The following is a 15,673-nucleotide window of genomic DNA, read 5'->3' as shown; positions in this document are numbered from 1 at the left end:
GCCTCTTTCGTACCCGCGGGAGGCCCCCCGTCAGGATGAGGCGGGGTTGCGGCGGCTGGGACGGACCACCGCCGCGACGGTGTCCAGCAGCCGGGGCAACTGCAGGGGCTTCTCGAAGAACCCGTCGATGCGGTCCAAGCCCTGGCCGGAGCTGAGCGAGGCCACCTCGCTGGCGCCGGAGATGATGTAGACGACGATGTCCGAGAGCGACTCGCTGCCGCGGATGAAGTGCAGCACGGAGCGGCCATCCTCCTGGCTCAGGCGCAGGTCGAGCAGCACCATGGCCGGGCGGATGTGCGAGAGCACGGAGCGGGCCTCCGCCGCGCCCGAGGTGGCCATCACCCGGTAGCCCTCCTGTTCGAGCACTTGCTGGAGCACCTCGCGGCAGTCCGCGTCGTCCTCCACGAGGAGGATGCCGCCGGCGCGCGGGGCCGCCTGGGTGATGTCCGGCGTGCTGACGGCCCCGGCGAACATGGGCAACACGAGCTGGAAGGTGGAGCCTTCACCGAGCGTGCTGTTGGCCTCCACGCGCCCGCCGTGGAGCGCGAGGATCTTGGCCACCAGCGGCAGCCCCAGCCGGCCGCCCAGGGGCCTCGGCTGACCGGAGCGGGCGCGGTAGAACGGATCGAAGATGTTCTCCAGGTCCTCCTGGGAGAGGCCCGGGCCGCAGTCCTTCACGGAGAGGGCGGCGAGGCCCTCCTCGGTGGAGACGCGGATCTCGACGGTGCCGCCCTCCTCGCTCTGGTGGATGCCGTTCTCCACGAGGTTGTGGATGGCCTCGGCGACGCGCTCGCGATCGCCGCGGACGAAGACCTCGGGGCAGGGGGGAATGTGCAGGCGCACCTTGCTGTGCTCGGACAGGGCGGCCAGGGCGCGCAGCACCTCCTCGGCCACGGCCTTGAGGCCGAAGGGGCGCTGGTTGAGCTGCATCTTCCCGGACTGGAGCCGGGACATGAGCAGCAGATCATTCACCATGCGCAGCATGCGGTCCGAGTTCCGGTCGCAGATCTGCACGGCGCGGCGCTGGGACTCGCTGAGGGCGCCCAGCTTCTCGCGGCCCACCATGGCCAGGTACGCCTTGATGGTGGTGAGCGGGTTCTTCAGGTCGTGCGAGACGTTGCCGAGCAGCTCCTCGCGGTTCTGCTCCAGGCTCTTGAGGCCGGCGATGGCCGTCTGCAGATCCTTGTTGCGCCGGGCGGAGTCGTCGCGCAGGCGCGCCACCTCATAGGCGGCGGAGAGCTGGCCGGCCAGGGCGCGCAGCAGCGTCTCCGAGGCCTCGCGGCGAGGGGCGATGATGGCCAGACAGCCGGTGACGCCCTGAGGGTTCTCGAGCGGCACGGCGACGGTGTCCTCGTCGCGCAGCACGGCGTTCTCGGAGAAGGCGCGGCCGACCACACCCTTGTCGGGGACAGCGGCGGTGACGCGCTCGTCGTAGCGGCCGCGCACGTGCTCGACGTGCAGCTGGTTGCGCTCGGCGAAGTGCCGGGCGACGTAGCAGACCTTCGGCTTGAGCAGGTTGAAGATGACCTGCAGGTATTGGCGCAGCACCTCGGTGGTGCTGGCGCTGGTGGTGAGCTGGCGCGCCATCTCCAGCAGCGCGCGCTCGGCCTCCTCGGCTTCGACGGGAGGGATGGGACGTGCCGGCCGCTTGGGCTGCTTCTTCAAGTGGGGCCGGAGCGTGACGACTTCAGCGAGGGGAGGGCCCTTCTTCTTGGATGAACGCACCCCCCCATCCTGCTCCAAGGCAGCGACCGCGTAAAACGGCCCCGCGGGGCAGATGCGCCCGAGAAGACAATGGCACTGTCGGCTTCCCGACAGCGCCCGCGACGAGGGAGGGCTCAGGCCTGGCGCTTGACCAGCACACCGTCCTTGTCGACGACATAGGGCTCGACGAGGGCGGACTCCACCTTCTCCCGGTATCCCTGGACGTTGAAACCGCTCTCATGGAGTGCTGACAGGGCGGCCGTCTGGACGCGACGCGCGGTCTCGCTCCCGGTGAGGAGCTGGAGCATGGGCTCACGGGCCGGCTCGTGCTTCAGGGGGCCGAGCGCCTTGAGGGCGGCGATCTTCACGTCGTCCGACATGTCCTCGAGGAAGGGGAGGACGGCGGGGGCGATGCGCGGATCCTGCTTGTTGCTGACGTGGTGCAGGAGGACGACCTTCTTCTCCGGGTCACGCGTGTAGTGGGTGCTCAGGTGGGTGAGCGTGTCGAGGAAGATGCTCAGGGCCTCGGACTCGGGCACCAGCTCCTCGAGCAGTCGCACCGCCCAGGAGGTGGCCTGGTCGCTCTTGCGGAGGAACTCCTGGATGGGAGCGATGGCGTCCTTGCCGAAGCTCTTGATGAGCTCGTAGACGTGGTCCTTCTCGTCCGCGTCGGTGGTGAGCGGGTCCACGGTCAAGGTGAAGCGGGCCAGCAGCACGGAGACGGCCTCGGGGTACTTCATCTCCCCGAGCTGCTGAATGGCCTTCTGGCGGCTGGCCGGGTCCCCATACTTCTGGGTGACCTTGGGCTTGAGCTTGAGGGCTTTCTCGGGGCCGGAACCACCGAAGAGATCAAAGAGGCCCATGTGCGAGTGCTCCAAGAAAGGACGGGATGTGGAGGCGCCGTGTAGGACGCGGCGCCCGGCAAGGCAATAGGCAAGAGAGAGGGCAGGGTGTCATGTCGGGTGGGAGCCTAGAGCTTCAACTCCTGGCGAACGTCCTGGGGGTACCCGCGGGCGAGCGCCTCGGCGGCCGCCTTGACCTCGGGGGTGGCGTTCTCGGGCACCTTGACCTGGAGGACGAGGTAGAGGTCGCCCGTGGCCCCGCCCTTGAGCGAGGGGGCCCCGCGACCCTTGAGGCGCATCTTCCGGCCGGACTGCGAGCCGGAAGGCACCTTCAAGGTCACCTCGCCCTGGAAGGTAGGCACCTTCACCTCCGCGCCGAGGAGCGCTTCGGTGACGGTCACCGGCAGGTCCAGGTAGAGATCATCCCCCTCCCGGCGCACCAGCGGGTGCTCGGCCACCTCGGTCTCGATGTAGAGATCACCCGGAGGACCGCCGCGAGTTCCCGCCGCGCCCTGGCCAGAGAGCCGGACCTTGGAGCCCGTCTGGACGCCGGCCGGGATCTTCACCGTGAGACGGGTCGTCTCCTCGACGACGCCCGTGCCCTGGCACGCCGAGCAGGGCTCGGCGGCCCGACCGGTGCCGTTGCACGTCGGGCAGGCTCCCGCGAAGGGCATGCCGGCACTGCGTCGGGTGCGGCCCGTGCCTTTGCAGGTGGGGCAGGGGCCGCTGCGGCCCGCCTCTCCCTGACCCTGGCAGCGTTGGCAGCGGCCGGGGCGCTGGAGGCTGAGCCCGCGCTCGGTACCGGAGATGGCCTCGGACAGGGTGAGCTGCACCTTGGCGGAGAGGTCCTCGCCGCGCTCGGGGCCCCCATGGCCTGCGCGGCGCCCGAAGGCTTCGTTGATGTCGAAGCCGCCGGCGCCCGCTCGGCCGAAGAGGTCTCCGAAGAGGTCCCCCAAGTCGAAGTCCGCGCCGCCGCCACCCCCACCGCCGAAGGGGATGCCGCCCCCGCCGCCGCCCCCGTGCGCCCGAGCGGCACGGTAGGCCCGATAGGACGCCGCCTTTTTCTCGTCGAAGCCCATCTTCGCGGCGTCTTCGCCGAACTCGTCGTAGAGCTTGCGCTTCGAAGGGTCCGACAGCACCTCGAAGGCGCTGTTGAGCTGCTTGAAGCGCTCCTCCGCCGACTTGTTTCCCGGGTTGACGTCGGGGTGGTACTTGCGGGCCAGCTTCCGGAAGGACTTCTTGATGTCCTCCGCGGACGCTGTCCGAGGGACTTCAAGGATCTGGTAGTAGTCGTCCGCCATTGCTGACCTGTCCTGAAAATTTCCGACTGCAAGAACGTAACCAGTCCGGCGGGCTTGGCCAGCAGACTGCGTGCTTCTGGGGGCGATGTATAAAGTGGCCGGTGAGGAAGGGGCCCATGGCAGTGCGGCGCCGTCATCGACCGGGAATACTTGTGCTGGCGGGGTGGCTCGCGGTGGCGCCGTTCGGGGCAGGGGCCTGGGCGCAGGCGGGCGAGGCTCCAGAAGCCCCTCGGGCTGCGGAAGGCCGGGAGATCGACCGCGTGGTGGCGATCATCGAGGGCCAGGTGCTGACCCGCAGCGAGCTCGAGTTCGAGACCCGCGTGGCCTTCATCGAGCGAGGGGCCGTGCAGGCGGCTGTCGCGCCGCTCGACGATGAGACGCTGAGGGGAGCGCTCGAGCTGGTGATTGGCCAGCGACTCCAGGTGCTGAGCGCGGACCGGCTCGAGGCCTTCGCGGCGGAGCAGGCGGAGGTCGAGGAGCGGCTGGGGCGGTTCCGCGAGCGCTTCGAGAGCGAGGAAGCGTTCCAGGCCTTCCTGGCGCGGTCTGGGGCGGACGTGGGGCAGTTGAGCGAGGTACTCGAGCGCAGCGTCCGCGCCGAGCGAATCCTCGACAGTCGCATCCGGCTGCGCGCCCAGGTGACCGAAGCGGAGGCGAAGCACTATTTCCAGCAGCATGCCGACGAATATCCCCAGGGGTACGAGGCGGTGAAGGGCCGGCTACGAGACAAGCTCTTCCAGGAGCGCTACAAGGCGCTCGCCGCGGAGGAACTGGCCCAGGTGCGGGACTCCGCTCAGGTGCGGCGCGTGGCGCCGTTTGCCCGGGAGGCACGGCGATGAGGCGCTTACGCGAAGACGGCATGCCGGAGGGTCGGCACCCGTTCCTGATCCGGCAGATGACCCACGAGGACATGCCGGCGGTGATCACCCTGGAGAAGGCCTCGTTCCGCAACCCCTGGTCGCCGGAACTGCTGCGGCGGGAGCTGGATCACGACTGGTCGACGATCCTGCTGGTGGAGGAGCCGCTGCCCAACGGGGAGAAGCACCTGCTGGGCCTGGCGATCTTCTGGATCGTCCAGGACGAGGTACACGTGCTCAACGTGGCGACGGCGCCAGAGCACCGGCGCCGCGGGGTAGGGCGGGCAGTGATGGACGAGGTGCTGGCGCGGGGCCGCCACCGCCGCTGCACCCTGGCCACGCTGGAGGTGCGCCGCAGCAACGAGGCGGCGATCGGTCTCTACAAGTCCCTGGGCTTCCGCTCGGTGGGCGTGCGACCGAACTACTACGCGGACGAGAAAGAGGACGCGATCGTGATGGTCCTCGACTTCTAGTGGCACGAGGAGTAGAGGAGCCCTCCAACCCCGAGTTCCAGGGAAGGACCTGTACCCACCCGATGGTTGCACACCATCGAGGGTCAGGCCGTGCTTGACACGGGAAGGCCCCTCCCTATACTCGCGGCCCTTTTTAAGCCCGGTTGTAGGTCTATATGCGCCGCCTCTTAGCTACCGGCGGCCAGTGAGAAGGAAGCGTCAGTGCCGACGATCAGCCAGCTGGTCCGCAAGGGCCGCGAGAAGTTGAATGTGAAGGGGAAGAGCCCCGCCCTGAAGGAGTCCCCTCAGAAGCGTGGCGTCTGCACCCGCGTGTACACCACCACGCCGAAGAAGCCGAACTCGGCCCTTCGCAAGGTGGCGCGCGTGCGCCTCACCAACGGGATCGAAGTCACCTCGTATATCCCGGGCGTGGGTCACAACCTCCAGGAGCACTCGGTGGTGATGATCCGCGGAGGCCGCGTGAAGGACCTCCCGGGCGTCCGCTACCACATCATCCGTGGCACGCTCGACTCGGTCGGCGTGGCGGGTCGCAAGCAGAGCCGCTCCAAGTACGGCGCCAAGCGCCCGAGCTGAGGCGGTTCGATCACCTCCAGCAGTTGAGTTGGGACGCTGGCCCCACACCCTGGGGAGCGGTCCTGTTCATTCCGTGCAGTTCATAAAGCCCCGTTGGCTCCCGGATTCGGGGGCAGGGCGTAAGGGAAGAAGAGATGCCTCGTCGTCGCGTAGTAGCCAAGCGCAAGATCCTGCCCGATCCGAAGTACCAGGATCGCCTTGTCACCAAGTTCGTCAACGACCTGATGCGCAAGGGCAAGAAGTCCATCGCCGAGGGCGTGTGCTACGGCGCCTTCTCGCTCATCGAGGAGCGGGCGAAGGAAGACCCCCTCAAGACCTTCAAGAAGGCCCTGGACAACGTCAAGCCGGTGCTCGAGGTGAAGAGCCGCCGCGTCGGTGGCGCCACCTACCAGGTCCCCGTCGAGGTCCGTCAGGACCGTCGCGTCGCGCTGGGCATGCGCTGGATCATCCAGTACTCCAAGGCGCGTGGCGAGAAGACGATGCAGGAGAAGCTCGCGGGCGAGATCATGGACGCTGCCAACAACCGTGGCAACGCCGTGAAGAAGCGCGAGGACACGCACAAGATGGCGGAGGCGAACAAGGCCTTCGCGCACTACCGCTGGTAGGCCTCTTCAGAGGCTTCGCGGTCTGACACCCGGATGCGCCTGGCGTATCCGGGTGTTGCAGTTCTCTGACATTCCGTTTCGAAGGGGTTTGAGGCAATGGCTCGCGAGTATCCGCTCGAGCGCTACCGCAACATCGGCATCATGGCGCACATCGATGCCGGCAAGACGACGACCACCGAACGGATCCTGTTCTACACAGGCGCCATCCACAAGATGGGAGAGGTGCATGAAGGCACCACGACCACGGACTGGATGGTTCAGGAGCGCGAGCGTGGCATCACCATCACGTCCGCCGCGATCACCGCCTTCTGGGAACGGAACAAGCAGAAGTACCGTGTCAACATCATCGACACGCCGGGGCACGTGGACTTCACCATCGAGGTGGAGCGCAGCCTGCGCGTGTTGGATGGCGCCATCGCCGTCTTCGACGGGGTGAACGGTGTGGAGCCCCAGTCCGAGACGGTCTGGCGGCAGGCGGACAAGTACAAGGTCCCGCGCATCTGCTTCATCAACAAGATGGACCGGGTGGGCGCCGACTTCGAGATGTCGGTGGGCACCATCCGCGAGAAGCTGGGCGCGCGCCCGGTGCGTATGCAACTGCCGCTGGGCGCCGAGGACAAGCACCGCGGCGTGATCGACCTGGTGGGGATGAAGGCGCTGGTGTTCCACGACCAGGAGCAGGGCAGCCGCTACGACGTGGTGGAGATCCCCGAGGAGTTCCGGGCCCAGGCAGAGGAGGCCCGCGCGCAGCTCGTGGAGGCCGCGGCCGAGCAGGACGACGCGCTGACCGAGAAGTTCCTTGGAAACGGGGAGCTGACCGAGGACGAGATCCGCGGGGCCATCCGCAAGGGCTGCGTGAGCCTGAAGCTCTTCCCGGTGTTCTGTGGCTCGGCGTTCCGGCACAAGGGCGTGCAGCCGCTGCTGGACGCGGTGGTGGACTACCTGCCCAGCCCGCTGGAGGTTCCCGCGATCCGCGGCAAGAACCCCAAGGGAGTGGAGGAGGAGCGCGCCACGGACGACAAGGCGCCGTTCAGTGCCCTGGCGTTCAAGATCATGAACGATCCGTCCTTCAGCGCCCAGACGCTCACGTTCCTGCGCGTCTACTCGGGGCGGCTGGAGGCGGGCACGGCGGTGTGGAACTCGGTGAAGGGCAAGCGTGAGCGTGTCAGCCGCCTGGTGCAGATGCGGGCGGACAAGAAGGACGAGCTCACCGAGTGCTTCGCTGGCGATATCTGCGCGGTGGTGGGCCTGAAGCTGGCCGCCACGGGTGACACGCTCTGCGACGACAAGCACCCCATCATCCTCGAGAAGATGGAGTTCCCCGAGCCGGTGATCGACATCGCCATCGAGCCGAAGTCGACGGCGGATCAGGACAAGATCATCCAGGCGCTGCAGCGGCTGGCGATGGAGGATCCCTCGTTCCGGGTGAAGACGAACGAGGAGACGGGGCAGACGATCATCGCCGGCATGGGCGAGCTCCACCTGGAGATCATCGTCGACCGGCTGCTGCGCGAGTTCAAGGTGGACGCCAACGTGGGCAAGCCCCAGGTGGCCTACCGCGAGACGATCACCATGCCCGCGGAGGCGGAGGGCAAGTACATCCGCCAGTCGGGCGGCAAGGGCCAGTACGGCCACATCTGGCTGCGGGTGTCGCCGAACGAGCAGGGCAAGGGCTTCGTCTTCGAGAACAAGATCACCGGCGGCGTGGTGCCCAAGGAGTTCGTCGAGGCGGTGAAGGAGGGCGTCTCCGAGACCATGCAGAACGGTCCGGTGGCCGGCTACCCGATGGTGGACGTGAAGGTCGAGGCCTTCGACGGTTCCACCCACGACGTGGACTCGAGCGAGATCGCCTTCAAGATCGCCGGCTCGATGGCCTTCCGCGAGGCGGCGAACAAGGCCCAGGCGGTGCTGCTGGAGCCCATCATGAGCTGCGAGATCGTCACCCCGGACGACTTCATGGGCGACGTCATCGGCGACCTGAACGGCCGGCACGGGAAGATCCAGGGGATGGAGCCTCGGCCGGGTGGGGTGCAGGCCATCCTGGCGCAGGTGCCGCTCGCCTCCATGTTCGGTTACTCAACGGACCTGCGGAGCAAGAGCCAGGGAAGAGCCACCTACACCATGCAGTTCAGCCACTACGCGCCGGCTCAGAAGAAGGCCCTGAACCGTTAAGGGCTGCCCGGTAGGTCGCCTCCCGGGCGATTTCAGTTGATCTTTCGCTGTCTTTGAAGCACGACGCAGCACTTTCTTTATCCGCATGGAACGCCGGCCGTCGCGCCGGCCTCACCAGGAGTTGTCATGGCCAAGGAGAAGTTCGAGCGAAACAAACCCCACGTGAACATCGGTACGATTGGACACGTGGACCACGGCAAGACGTCGCTGACCGCCGCCATCACCAAGGTGCTGGCCAAGACGGGCGGCGCCACGTTCCTGGCCTATGACCAGATCGACAAGGCCCCCGAGGAGCGTGAGCGCGGCATCACCATCTCCACGGCCCACGTGGAGTACCAGACCAAGAACCGCCACTACGCGCACGTCGACTGCCCGGGCCACGCCGACTACGTGAAGAACATGATCACGGGCGCGGCGCAGATGGACGGCGCCATCCTGGTGGTGTCGGCCGCTGACGGCCCGATGCCCCAGACGCGCGAGCACATCCTGCTGGCGCGGCAGGTGGGCGTGCCCTACATCGTCGTCTTCCTGAACAAGGTGGACATGCTGGACGACCCGGAGCTGCGCGAGCTGGTGGAGATGGAGGTTCGCGACCTGCTCAAGAAGTACGACTTCCCGGGCGATCAGATCCCCATCATCCCCGGCAGCGCGCTCAAGGCGCTGGAGGGTGACGCCGGCGAGATTGGCGAGGGAGCCATCCTCAAGCTGATGGAGGCGGTGGACAGCTACATCCCCACCCCGCAGCGCGCCACCGACAAGCCCTTCCTGATGCCGGTGGAGGACGTGTTCTCCATCGCCGGCCGTGGCACCGTGGCCACTGGCCGCGTGGAGCGCGGCAAGATCAAGGTGGGCGAGGAAGTTGAAATTGTCGGCATCCGCCCGACGCAGAAGACGGTCATCACCGGTGTGGAAATGTTCCGCAAGCTGCTGGACGAGGGCATGGCGGGAGACAACATCGGGGCGCTGCTGCGCGGTCTGAAGCGTGAGGACCTGGAGCGCGGGCAGGTGCTGGCCAAGCCGGGCAGCATCATGCCGCACACCAAGTTCAAGGCGCAGGTGTACGTGCTGACGAAGGAAGAGGGAGGCCGTCACACGCCGTTCTTCAAGGGTTACCGTCCCCAGTTCTACTTCCGCACCACGGACGTGACGGGCACGGTGAAGCTGCCGGAGAACGTGGAGATGGTGATGCCGGGCGACAACATCGCCATCGAGGTGGAGCTCATTACTCCGGTGGCCATGGAGAAGGAGCTGCGCTTCGCTATCCGTGAGGGTGGTCGCACGGTGGGCGCCGGCGTCGTTGCCGAGGTCATCGCTTAGTTACCCGCCTGCTCCCCGGCGGATGGCATGAATCCGCTGGGGAGTTGTCGGAAATGAGTTGCAACCACTGGGGTGCAGTGGTACATGCCGCGCCCCTCGTCTGAAGCACGGCTCTGTGACATCTAGGGGACGTCGAACGTAACGCCTCCAGAAGTAGGGGCCGTCAAAGAGGTTTTTTAGAAATGGCGACAACGAAGATTCGCATCCGGCTGAAGGCGTACGACTCGAAGCTCCTGGACCAGAGTGCTGGAGAGATCGTCGAGACGGCCAAGCGCACGGGCGCCAAGGTGGCCGGTCCGATCCCCCTGCCCACGCGCATCAACAAGTTCACGGTCCTTCGGTCGCCGCACGTGGACAAGAAGAGCCGCGAGCAGTTCGAGATCCGCACTCACAAGCGCTTGCTCGACATCCTCGAGCCGACCCAGCAGACGCTGGACGCGCTGATGAAGCTGGATCTGTCTGCCGGCGTTGATGTGGAGATCAAGTCCTAGGAAGCGGGGCAGGGTTGGTGCGGTTGCACTCCGACCCCCGAGGAAACTGTCATGGCGAAGTTCAAGGTAATCAACCTGGATGGTAAGCAGGTCTCGGAGCTCGAGCTCTCCGACCAGGTGTTCGGCGCCGAGCCGAACCCGCACCTCCTCTATGAGGTGTCGAAGATGCAGCAGATCAACCGGCGGCGCGGCACGGTGGGGGTGAAGAACACCTCGCTCGTCCGCGGCGGCGGCAAGAAGCCCTGGAAGCAGAAGGGCACCGGTCGCGCCCGTCAGGGCTCGATCCGCGCCTCCCACTGGGTGGGTGGCGGTAAGGCCATGGCCCCCAAGTCGCGGGACTACTTCTACCGTCCTCCTCGCCAGGTGCGCCGCGGCGCGCTCCGCGCGGCCCTGTCGCTCCGGGCCCGTGAGAACGCCCTGTTCATCCTGGACGGCTTCAAGCTGGATGCCCCGAAGAGCAAGCAGGCCTTCGAGGTGCTCACCAAGCGCCTGAAGCTCGAGAACGCCCTGGTCATCGACGACAAGGGCAACGCCAACCTGCACCGCAGCGTGCGGAACCTGGCCAACTTCGACGTGCTGGCCCCCGAGGGCCTGAACGTCGAGTCCCTGCTGCGTCACAAGCAGCTGGTCCTCACCTCCGCGGCCGCGAAGGCCATCGAGGGCGCTCTGTCATGAACATCCACGACGTCATCAAGGGTCCGGTCATCACCGAGAAGCTGGACGCGGCCCGCGAGAAGTTCCGCCAGTACTCGTTCATCGTGGACAAGAAGGCCACCAAGGTGGACGTGGCGCGCGCGGTGGCGAGCCTGTTCAAGGTCACCGTCGAGGGCGTTCGCACCAACATCGTCCGCGGCAAGATCAAGCGCGTGGGCCGGAGCATCGGCAAGCGCCCCAACTACAAGAAGGCCATCGTCACCCTCAAAGAGGGCGACAAGATTGAGCTCTTCGAGGGAGAGGCGGTCTAGGCGCATCGCGCTGGCCGTCTGATCTGAGGAAACCACCATGGGCATCAAGAAGTACAAGCCGACATCCGCCGCCCGCCGCCTGATGACGGTGTCCGACTTCGCGGACATCACCAAGGACACGCCGGAGAAGAGCCTCACCGCGCCGCTCAAGCGCTCGGGAGGCCGCAACGTCCACGGTCACATCACCCGTCGTCACCAGGGTGGTGGTCACAAGCGTCGCTACCGCATCATCGACTTCAAGCGCCGTGACAAGGACGGCGTGCCGGCCAAGGTCGCCTCCGTCGAGTACGACCCGAACCGCACCGCCAACATCGCCCTGCTGCACTACGCGGACGGCGAGAAGCGCTACATCCTGGCCCCCGTGGGCCTGACGGTGGGCGACACCCTGTTCGCTGGCCCCACCGCCGACATCCGGCCGGGCAACAGCCTGCCGCTGCAGAACATCCCGGTGGGTACGATCATCCACAACGTGGAGCTGAAGCCGGGTCGCGGCGCTCAGATCATCCGCTCGGCCGGCACCTCCGGTCAGCTGATGGCCAAGGAAGACCGCTACGCCCAGGTGCGCCTGCCCTCGGGCGCGGTGCGCAAGGTGCTCATCGAGTGCCGCGCCACCGTGGGCCAGATTGGCAACATCGAGCACGAGATCATCCGCGTCGGCAAGGCGGGTAAGAGCCGCTGGCTGGGCATCCGGCCCACCGTCCGCGGTCTGGCCATGAACCCTGTCGACCACCCGCACGGTGGTGGTGAGGGTAAGTCCGGTCAGGGTAACCCGCACCCGGTGTCGCCTTGGGGCAAGAAGACCAAGGGTCTCACCACCCGCACCAACAAGCGGACCGACAAGTTCATCGTCAGCGCGCGCCGGCAGGGACCGCGCAGCCAGTAAGCGCTGTAGACCGAGGATTCATACATGGCTCGTTCGATTAAGAAGGGACCGTTCGTCGACGATCACCTCCTCAAGAAGGTGGAGGACATGATCAAGACGAACCAGAAGAAGGTCGTGAAGACGTGGTCGCGGCGCTCCACCATCCTGCCGGAGTTCGTCGGTCACACCTTCGCGGTGCACAACGGGAAGAAGTTCGTCCCGGTGTTCGTGACGGAGAACATGGTCGGTCACAAGCTCGGCGAGTTCGCGCCGACGCGGACCTTCGGTGGGCACTCGGCGGAGAAGAAGGTCGCCAAGGCGCCCGGTAAGTAATCCGGACCGCACAGGAGATGACGATGGAGTCCACTGCACATCTGCGCTACATCCGCATGTCCCCTCGGAAGATCTCGACGGTGGCTGCGCTGGTTCGAGGCAAGCCTGTCGAGGCTGCCCTGAACATCCTCAAGTTCACTCCCCGCGCGGCGTCTGCTCCGGTGGCCAAGCTCATCAAGAGCGCGGTGGCCAACGCGACCGACAAGTCCAAGGGCCAGGTCGACGTGGACACGCTCTACGTGAAGACCATCTCCGTGGACCAGGCCCCCACCCAGCGCCGGTACATGCCGCGCGCCATGGGTCGGGCCACCCGCATCAACAAGAAGAGCAGCCACGTTCACGTGGTGCTGGCCGAGGCCAAGAAGTAAGCCCGCCGGGCTCACTCACCTTTAAGGAGAAGCACGTTGGGACAGAAAGTTCATCCGATCGGGTTCCGCCTCGGGGTCATCAAGACCTGGGACTCCAAGTGGTTCGAGCACAAGAACTACGCTCAGTGGCTGCATGAGGACATCCGCATCCGCGAGTTCGTGAAGAAGTCGCTCAACCACGCGGGCGTCTCCAAGGTGGAGATCGAGCGGGCGGCCAACAAGGTGAAGGTCAACGTGCACACCGCGCGGCCGGGCATCGTCATCGGCAAGCGTGGCGCGGGCATCGAGACGGTGAAGAAGGACCTGCAGCAGTTCACCAAGAACGAGGTCTTCCTCAACATCGTCGAGGTCCGCAAGGCCGAGACCGACGCGCAGCTGGTGGCCGAGAACATCGCCACCCAGCTCGAGCGCCGCATCGCCTTCCGCCGCGCCATGAAGAAGGCGCTGCAGACGGCCATGAAGTTCGGCGCCAAGGGCATCCGCGTGGCCTGCTCGGGCCGCCTGGGTGGCGCGGAGATGGCGCGCTACGAGTGGTACCGCGAGGGCCGCGTGCCCCTGCACACCCTGCGCGCCGACATCGACTACGGCTTCGCCGAGGCGAAGACGACCTACGGCAAGATCGGCTGCAAGGTCTGGATCTGCCGCGGTGAGGTTCTGCCGGGCAAGGGCGGCCAGGCCCCCATGCCCTCCAACCGCTAGCTTTGAACTCCCCGGGGCGCCTATGGGCGCCCCACCGGGGACTTAAGGACACCTACGATGCTTCAGCCTGCTCGTACCAAGTACCGCAAGATGCACAAGGGCCGTATGCACGGCCAGGCCCACCGTGGCAGCGACCTCACCTACGGTGAGTACGGCCTGATGAGCCTGCAGCCGGGGTGGATCACCTCCCGCCAGATCGAGGCGGCCCGTATCGCGATGACCCGTCACGTGAAGCGCGGCGGCAAGATCTGGATTCGGATCTTCCCGGACAAGCCCATCACGAAGAAGCCCGCTGAGACCCGTATGGGTACCGGTAAGGGAGGCGTGGAGTACTACGTGGCCGTGGTGAAGCCGGGCCGCATCCTCTACGAGATGGAGGGCATGACGCCCGAGGTGGCCACCAGCGCGCTGAAGCTCGCGCAGGCCAAGCTGCCTGTCCTCACCAAGATCGTTACCCGCGGCGAGCTGTCAATCTAGCCGCTCGCGTGAGGAGACCAAGATGGCGACTGCAAAGGAATTGAAGGATTTGTCGGCGGAGGACCTGAAGCGGCGCGCGGACGAGCTGCGCGGCACGCTGTTCCAGGACCAGCTGAACCTGCGGACCGGCAATCTGAAGAGCGCGGCCGAGCGCAGCCAGCACCGCCGTGATCTGGCCCGCATCCTCACCGTCCTGACCCAGAAGACCCAGGCGGAGAAGAAGGCCAAGTAAGGCTTGATGGCGCCTCCCGGCAGGGGAGGGCGCCGTCACCGGGTTGCCCCGGAGACACTGACTGACAGGCGAGATTCACGATGGCTGAACCGACCGAGACCACCTCCGCTCCCCCGGCGACTTCCACCCGCGGCCGTCCCAAGACGCGCGTGGGGATCGTCACCTCGAACAAGATGCAGAAGACGGTGATCGTCACCGTCCAGCGCCGTGCCGCTCACAGCAAGTACGGCAAGATTCTGAGCATGCGCGAGAAGTACAAGGCGCACGTCGAGGATCACGACTACCCGAAGAAGATCACCATCAACGAGGGTGACCGCGTGCGCATCGCCGAGACGCGGCCGACCTCGAAGGACAAGCGGTGGCGGGTGGTCGAGGTGATTGAGAAGAGCAAGAACGTCTGAGCCACGTTGCCCGCGGACAGCGCGGGCGGCTCGAGCCGCGCGGCTCCGCCCTCACCGGGCGGGGGCTGCCGTAGGACCTTAGAGGAGACTTCCAGATGATTCAGATGACGAGCGTGCTCGACGTGGCTGATAACTCGGGCGCCAAGAAGGTGTTCTGCATCAAGGTGCTCGGCGGCTCGAAGCGCAAGTACGCGTCGATCGGCGACGTGATCGTCGTGTCGATCCGCGAGGCGCTGCCCAACTCGAAGGTGAAGAAGGGTGACGTGGCCAAGGCCGTCATCGTTCGCACCAAGACCGAGGTGGGTCGGGCTGACGGCAGCTACATCAAGTTCGATGGCAACTCCGCCGTCCTCATCAACAAGGACATGGAGCCCATCGGCACGCGCATCTTCGGGCCGGTGGCCCGTGAGCTCCGCGCTCGCAAGTTCATGAAGATCATCTCGCTCGCGCCCGAGGTCCTGTAGTCCAGGACACCAGGCCGGCCGGCGAGCCAGCCAGAGAGGAAGCCCATGCAGAAGCTGAAGGTTGGAGACACCGTGCAGGTCATCGCCGGCGCCGAGCGCTCGGAGAAGACCCCGGCCAGCAAGCGCGGCAAGGTGCTGCGCATCGACCAGGAGAAGGGTCGCGTCACCGTCGAGGGCCTGCGGATGGTCAAGCGCCACATGCGCAAGACCACCCAGAACCCCGAGGGCGGCATCATCGAGAAGGCGGGCACCATCAACCTGTCCGACGTGCAGGTGGTGTGCGCCAAGTGCGACAAGCCGACCCGCGTGGGTATCCGGGTCGAGGGCGAGGACAAGAAGCGGTTCTGCAAGAACTGCGACGCCCTGATTGACTAGGCTGTCGGGTTGGGGCATGTATGCGCGCCCTTTGGCCACCCAGGGCCAGGGGCGAGCAGGCATGCATACACGGGGGCCCGAAGTAACGGGGCCCTCTCGGTGTTTTTGAGATTCCAGATTTACTGATCGGGGCCGCTGGGTCCACGACGGCGCTCCGAAGCAGAG

21 protein-coding genes are annotated in these 15,673 nt (G+C 66.3%); 18 read left to right on the top strand and 3 right to left on the bottom strand.

Annotated features, from left to right (window positions below; all coding sequences use genetic code 11):
- Positions 1-30 precede the first annotated feature (30 nt).
- The 3 genes from SYV04_RS30120 to dnaJ form a co-directional block, all read right to left on the bottom strand.
- Positions 31-1,587: a hybrid sensor histidine kinase/response regulator gene (locus SYV04_RS30120; RefSeq protein WP_321549640.1), complete on the bottom strand. Its 1,557-nt coding sequence runs from the start codon at positions 1,585-1,587 to the stop codon at positions 31-33.
- A 251-nt stretch (positions 1,588-1,838) separates the two neighbouring features.
- Positions 1,839-2,567: a HEAT repeat domain-containing protein gene (locus tag SYV04_RS30115; protein ID WP_321549407.1), complete on the bottom strand. Its 729-nt coding sequence runs from the start codon at positions 2,565-2,567 to the stop codon at positions 1,839-1,841.
- 107 nt (positions 2,568-2,674) lie between these two features.
- Positions 2,675-3,847, bottom strand: a complete 1,173-nt coding sequence (dnaJ, locus tag SYV04_RS30110) for a molecular chaperone DnaJ (protein WP_321549406.1) — start codon at positions 3,845-3,847, stop codon at positions 2,675-2,677.
- A 116-nt stretch (positions 3,848-3,963) separates the two neighbouring features.
- On the opposite strand from dnaJ, the gene SYV04_RS30105 reads away from it, so the two are divergent.
- The 18 genes from SYV04_RS30105 (at position 3,964) to rplX (ending at position 15,508) form a co-directional block, all read left to right on the top strand.
- Positions 3,964-4,683 (top strand): hypothetical protein, encoded by a 720-nt coding sequence (locus tag SYV04_RS30105; RefSeq protein WP_321549405.1) that lies wholly within the window; start codon positions 3,964-3,966, stop codon positions 4,681-4,683.
- Entirely contained in the window at positions 4,680-5,174 is a 495-nt protein-coding gene (gene rimI, locus SYV04_RS30100; protein ID WP_321549404.1) for a ribosomal protein S18-alanine N-acetyltransferase, read from the top strand. The genes SYV04_RS30105 and rimI overlap by 4 nt, the downstream gene beginning before the upstream one ends.
- A gap of 201 nt (positions 5,175-5,375) precedes the next feature.
- Positions 5,376-5,747, top strand: a complete 372-nt coding sequence (gene rpsL, locus SYV04_RS30095; protein ID WP_321549403.1) for a 30S ribosomal protein S12 — start codon at positions 5,376-5,378, stop codon at positions 5,745-5,747.
- Positions 5,748-5,881: 134 nt separating this feature from the next.
- Complete coding sequence (gene rpsG, locus SYV04_RS30090; protein WP_321549402.1) at positions 5,882-6,352, top strand: 30S ribosomal protein S7; 471 nt, start codon at positions 5,882-5,884, stop codon at positions 6,350-6,352.
- Positions 6,353-6,448: 96 nt separating this feature from the next.
- Positions 6,449-8,524: an elongation factor G gene (gene fusA, locus SYV04_RS30085; RefSeq protein WP_321549401.1), complete on the top strand. Its 2,076-nt coding sequence runs from the start codon at positions 6,449-6,451 to the stop codon at positions 8,522-8,524.
- A gap of 126 nt (positions 8,525-8,650) precedes the next feature.
- Entirely contained in the window at positions 8,651-9,841 is a 1,191-nt protein-coding gene (gene tuf, locus SYV04_RS30080; RefSeq protein WP_321549400.1) for an elongation factor Tu, read from the top strand.
- Positions 9,842-10,023: 182 nt separating this feature from the next.
- Positions 10,024-10,332 carry a 30S ribosomal protein S10 gene (rpsJ, locus tag SYV04_RS30075; RefSeq protein ID WP_002614753.1) on the top strand — a complete coding sequence of 103 codons (309 nt, stop codon included), beginning with the start codon at positions 10,024-10,026 and terminating at the stop codon, positions 10,330-10,332.
- A 51-nt stretch (positions 10,333-10,383) separates the two neighbouring features.
- On the top strand, positions 10,384-11,007 hold the full coding sequence (gene rplD, locus SYV04_RS30070) for a 50S ribosomal protein L4 (RefSeq protein WP_321549399.1): 624 nt from the start codon (positions 10,384-10,386) through the stop codon (positions 11,005-11,007).
- Complete coding sequence (locus SYV04_RS30065; protein WP_321549398.1) at positions 11,004-11,297, top strand: 50S ribosomal protein L23; 294 nt, start codon at positions 11,004-11,006, stop codon at positions 11,295-11,297. The genes rplD and SYV04_RS30065 overlap by 4 nt, the downstream gene beginning before the upstream one ends.
- A gap of 37 nt (positions 11,298-11,334) precedes the next feature.
- Positions 11,335-12,180 carry a 50S ribosomal protein L2 gene (gene rplB / locus SYV04_RS30060; protein ID WP_321549397.1) on the top strand — a complete coding sequence of 282 codons (846 nt, stop codon included), beginning with the start codon at positions 11,335-11,337 and terminating at the stop codon, positions 12,178-12,180.
- A 24-nt stretch (positions 12,181-12,204) separates the two neighbouring features.
- Positions 12,205-12,492, top strand: coding sequence for a 30S ribosomal protein S19 (gene rpsS, locus SYV04_RS30055; RefSeq protein ID WP_224362278.1), 288 nt, complete (start codon positions 12,205-12,207; stop codon positions 12,490-12,492).
- 23 nt (positions 12,493-12,515) lie between these two features.
- The gene (gene rplV, locus SYV04_RS30050; protein ID WP_321549396.1) at positions 12,516-12,860 is read left to right on the top strand and encodes a 50S ribosomal protein L22; all 345 of its coding nucleotides are present in this window, start codon (positions 12,516-12,518) and stop codon (positions 12,858-12,860) included.
- A 36-nt stretch (positions 12,861-12,896) separates the two neighbouring features.
- Positions 12,897-13,559, top strand: coding sequence for a 30S ribosomal protein S3 (gene rpsC / locus SYV04_RS30045; protein WP_224248879.1), 663 nt, complete (start codon positions 12,897-12,899; stop codon positions 13,557-13,559).
- A 57-nt stretch (positions 13,560-13,616) separates the two neighbouring features.
- Positions 13,617-14,036: a 50S ribosomal protein L16 gene (gene rplP / locus SYV04_RS30040; RefSeq protein WP_321549395.1), complete on the top strand. Its 420-nt coding sequence runs from the start codon at positions 13,617-13,619 to the stop codon at positions 14,034-14,036.
- 22 nt (positions 14,037-14,058) lie between these two features.
- The gene (gene rpmC / locus SYV04_RS30035; RefSeq protein WP_321549394.1) at positions 14,059-14,268 is read left to right on the top strand and encodes a 50S ribosomal protein L29; all 210 of its coding nucleotides are present in this window, start codon (positions 14,059-14,061) and stop codon (positions 14,266-14,268) included.
- Positions 14,269-14,348: 80 nt separating this feature from the next.
- A complete protein-coding gene (gene rpsQ, locus SYV04_RS30030) occupies positions 14,349-14,669 on the top strand; it encodes a 30S ribosomal protein S17 (protein ID WP_321549393.1) in 321 nt (106 codons plus the stop codon).
- Positions 14,670-14,764: 95 nt separating this feature from the next.
- Complete coding sequence (gene rplN / locus SYV04_RS30025) at positions 14,765-15,133, top strand: 50S ribosomal protein L14 (protein WP_321549392.1); 369 nt, start codon at positions 14,765-14,767, stop codon at positions 15,131-15,133.
- A gap of 45 nt (positions 15,134-15,178) precedes the next feature.
- Positions 15,179-15,508 (top strand): 50S ribosomal protein L24, encoded by a 330-nt coding sequence (gene rplX / locus SYV04_RS30020; protein WP_321549391.1) that lies wholly within the window; start codon positions 15,179-15,181, stop codon positions 15,506-15,508.
- Positions 15,509-15,673 lie beyond the last annotated feature (165 nt).

Origin of the sequence: Hyalangium ruber, from assembly GCF_034259325.1 — a bacterium.
GTDB classification, from domain to species: Bacteria; Myxococcota; Myxococcia; order Myxococcales; family Myxococcaceae; genus Hyalangium_A; species Hyalangium_A rubrum.
The sequence above is the reverse complement of the archived record's forward strand: the minus strand, read 5'-3'. Positions and strand labels throughout refer to the sequence as shown.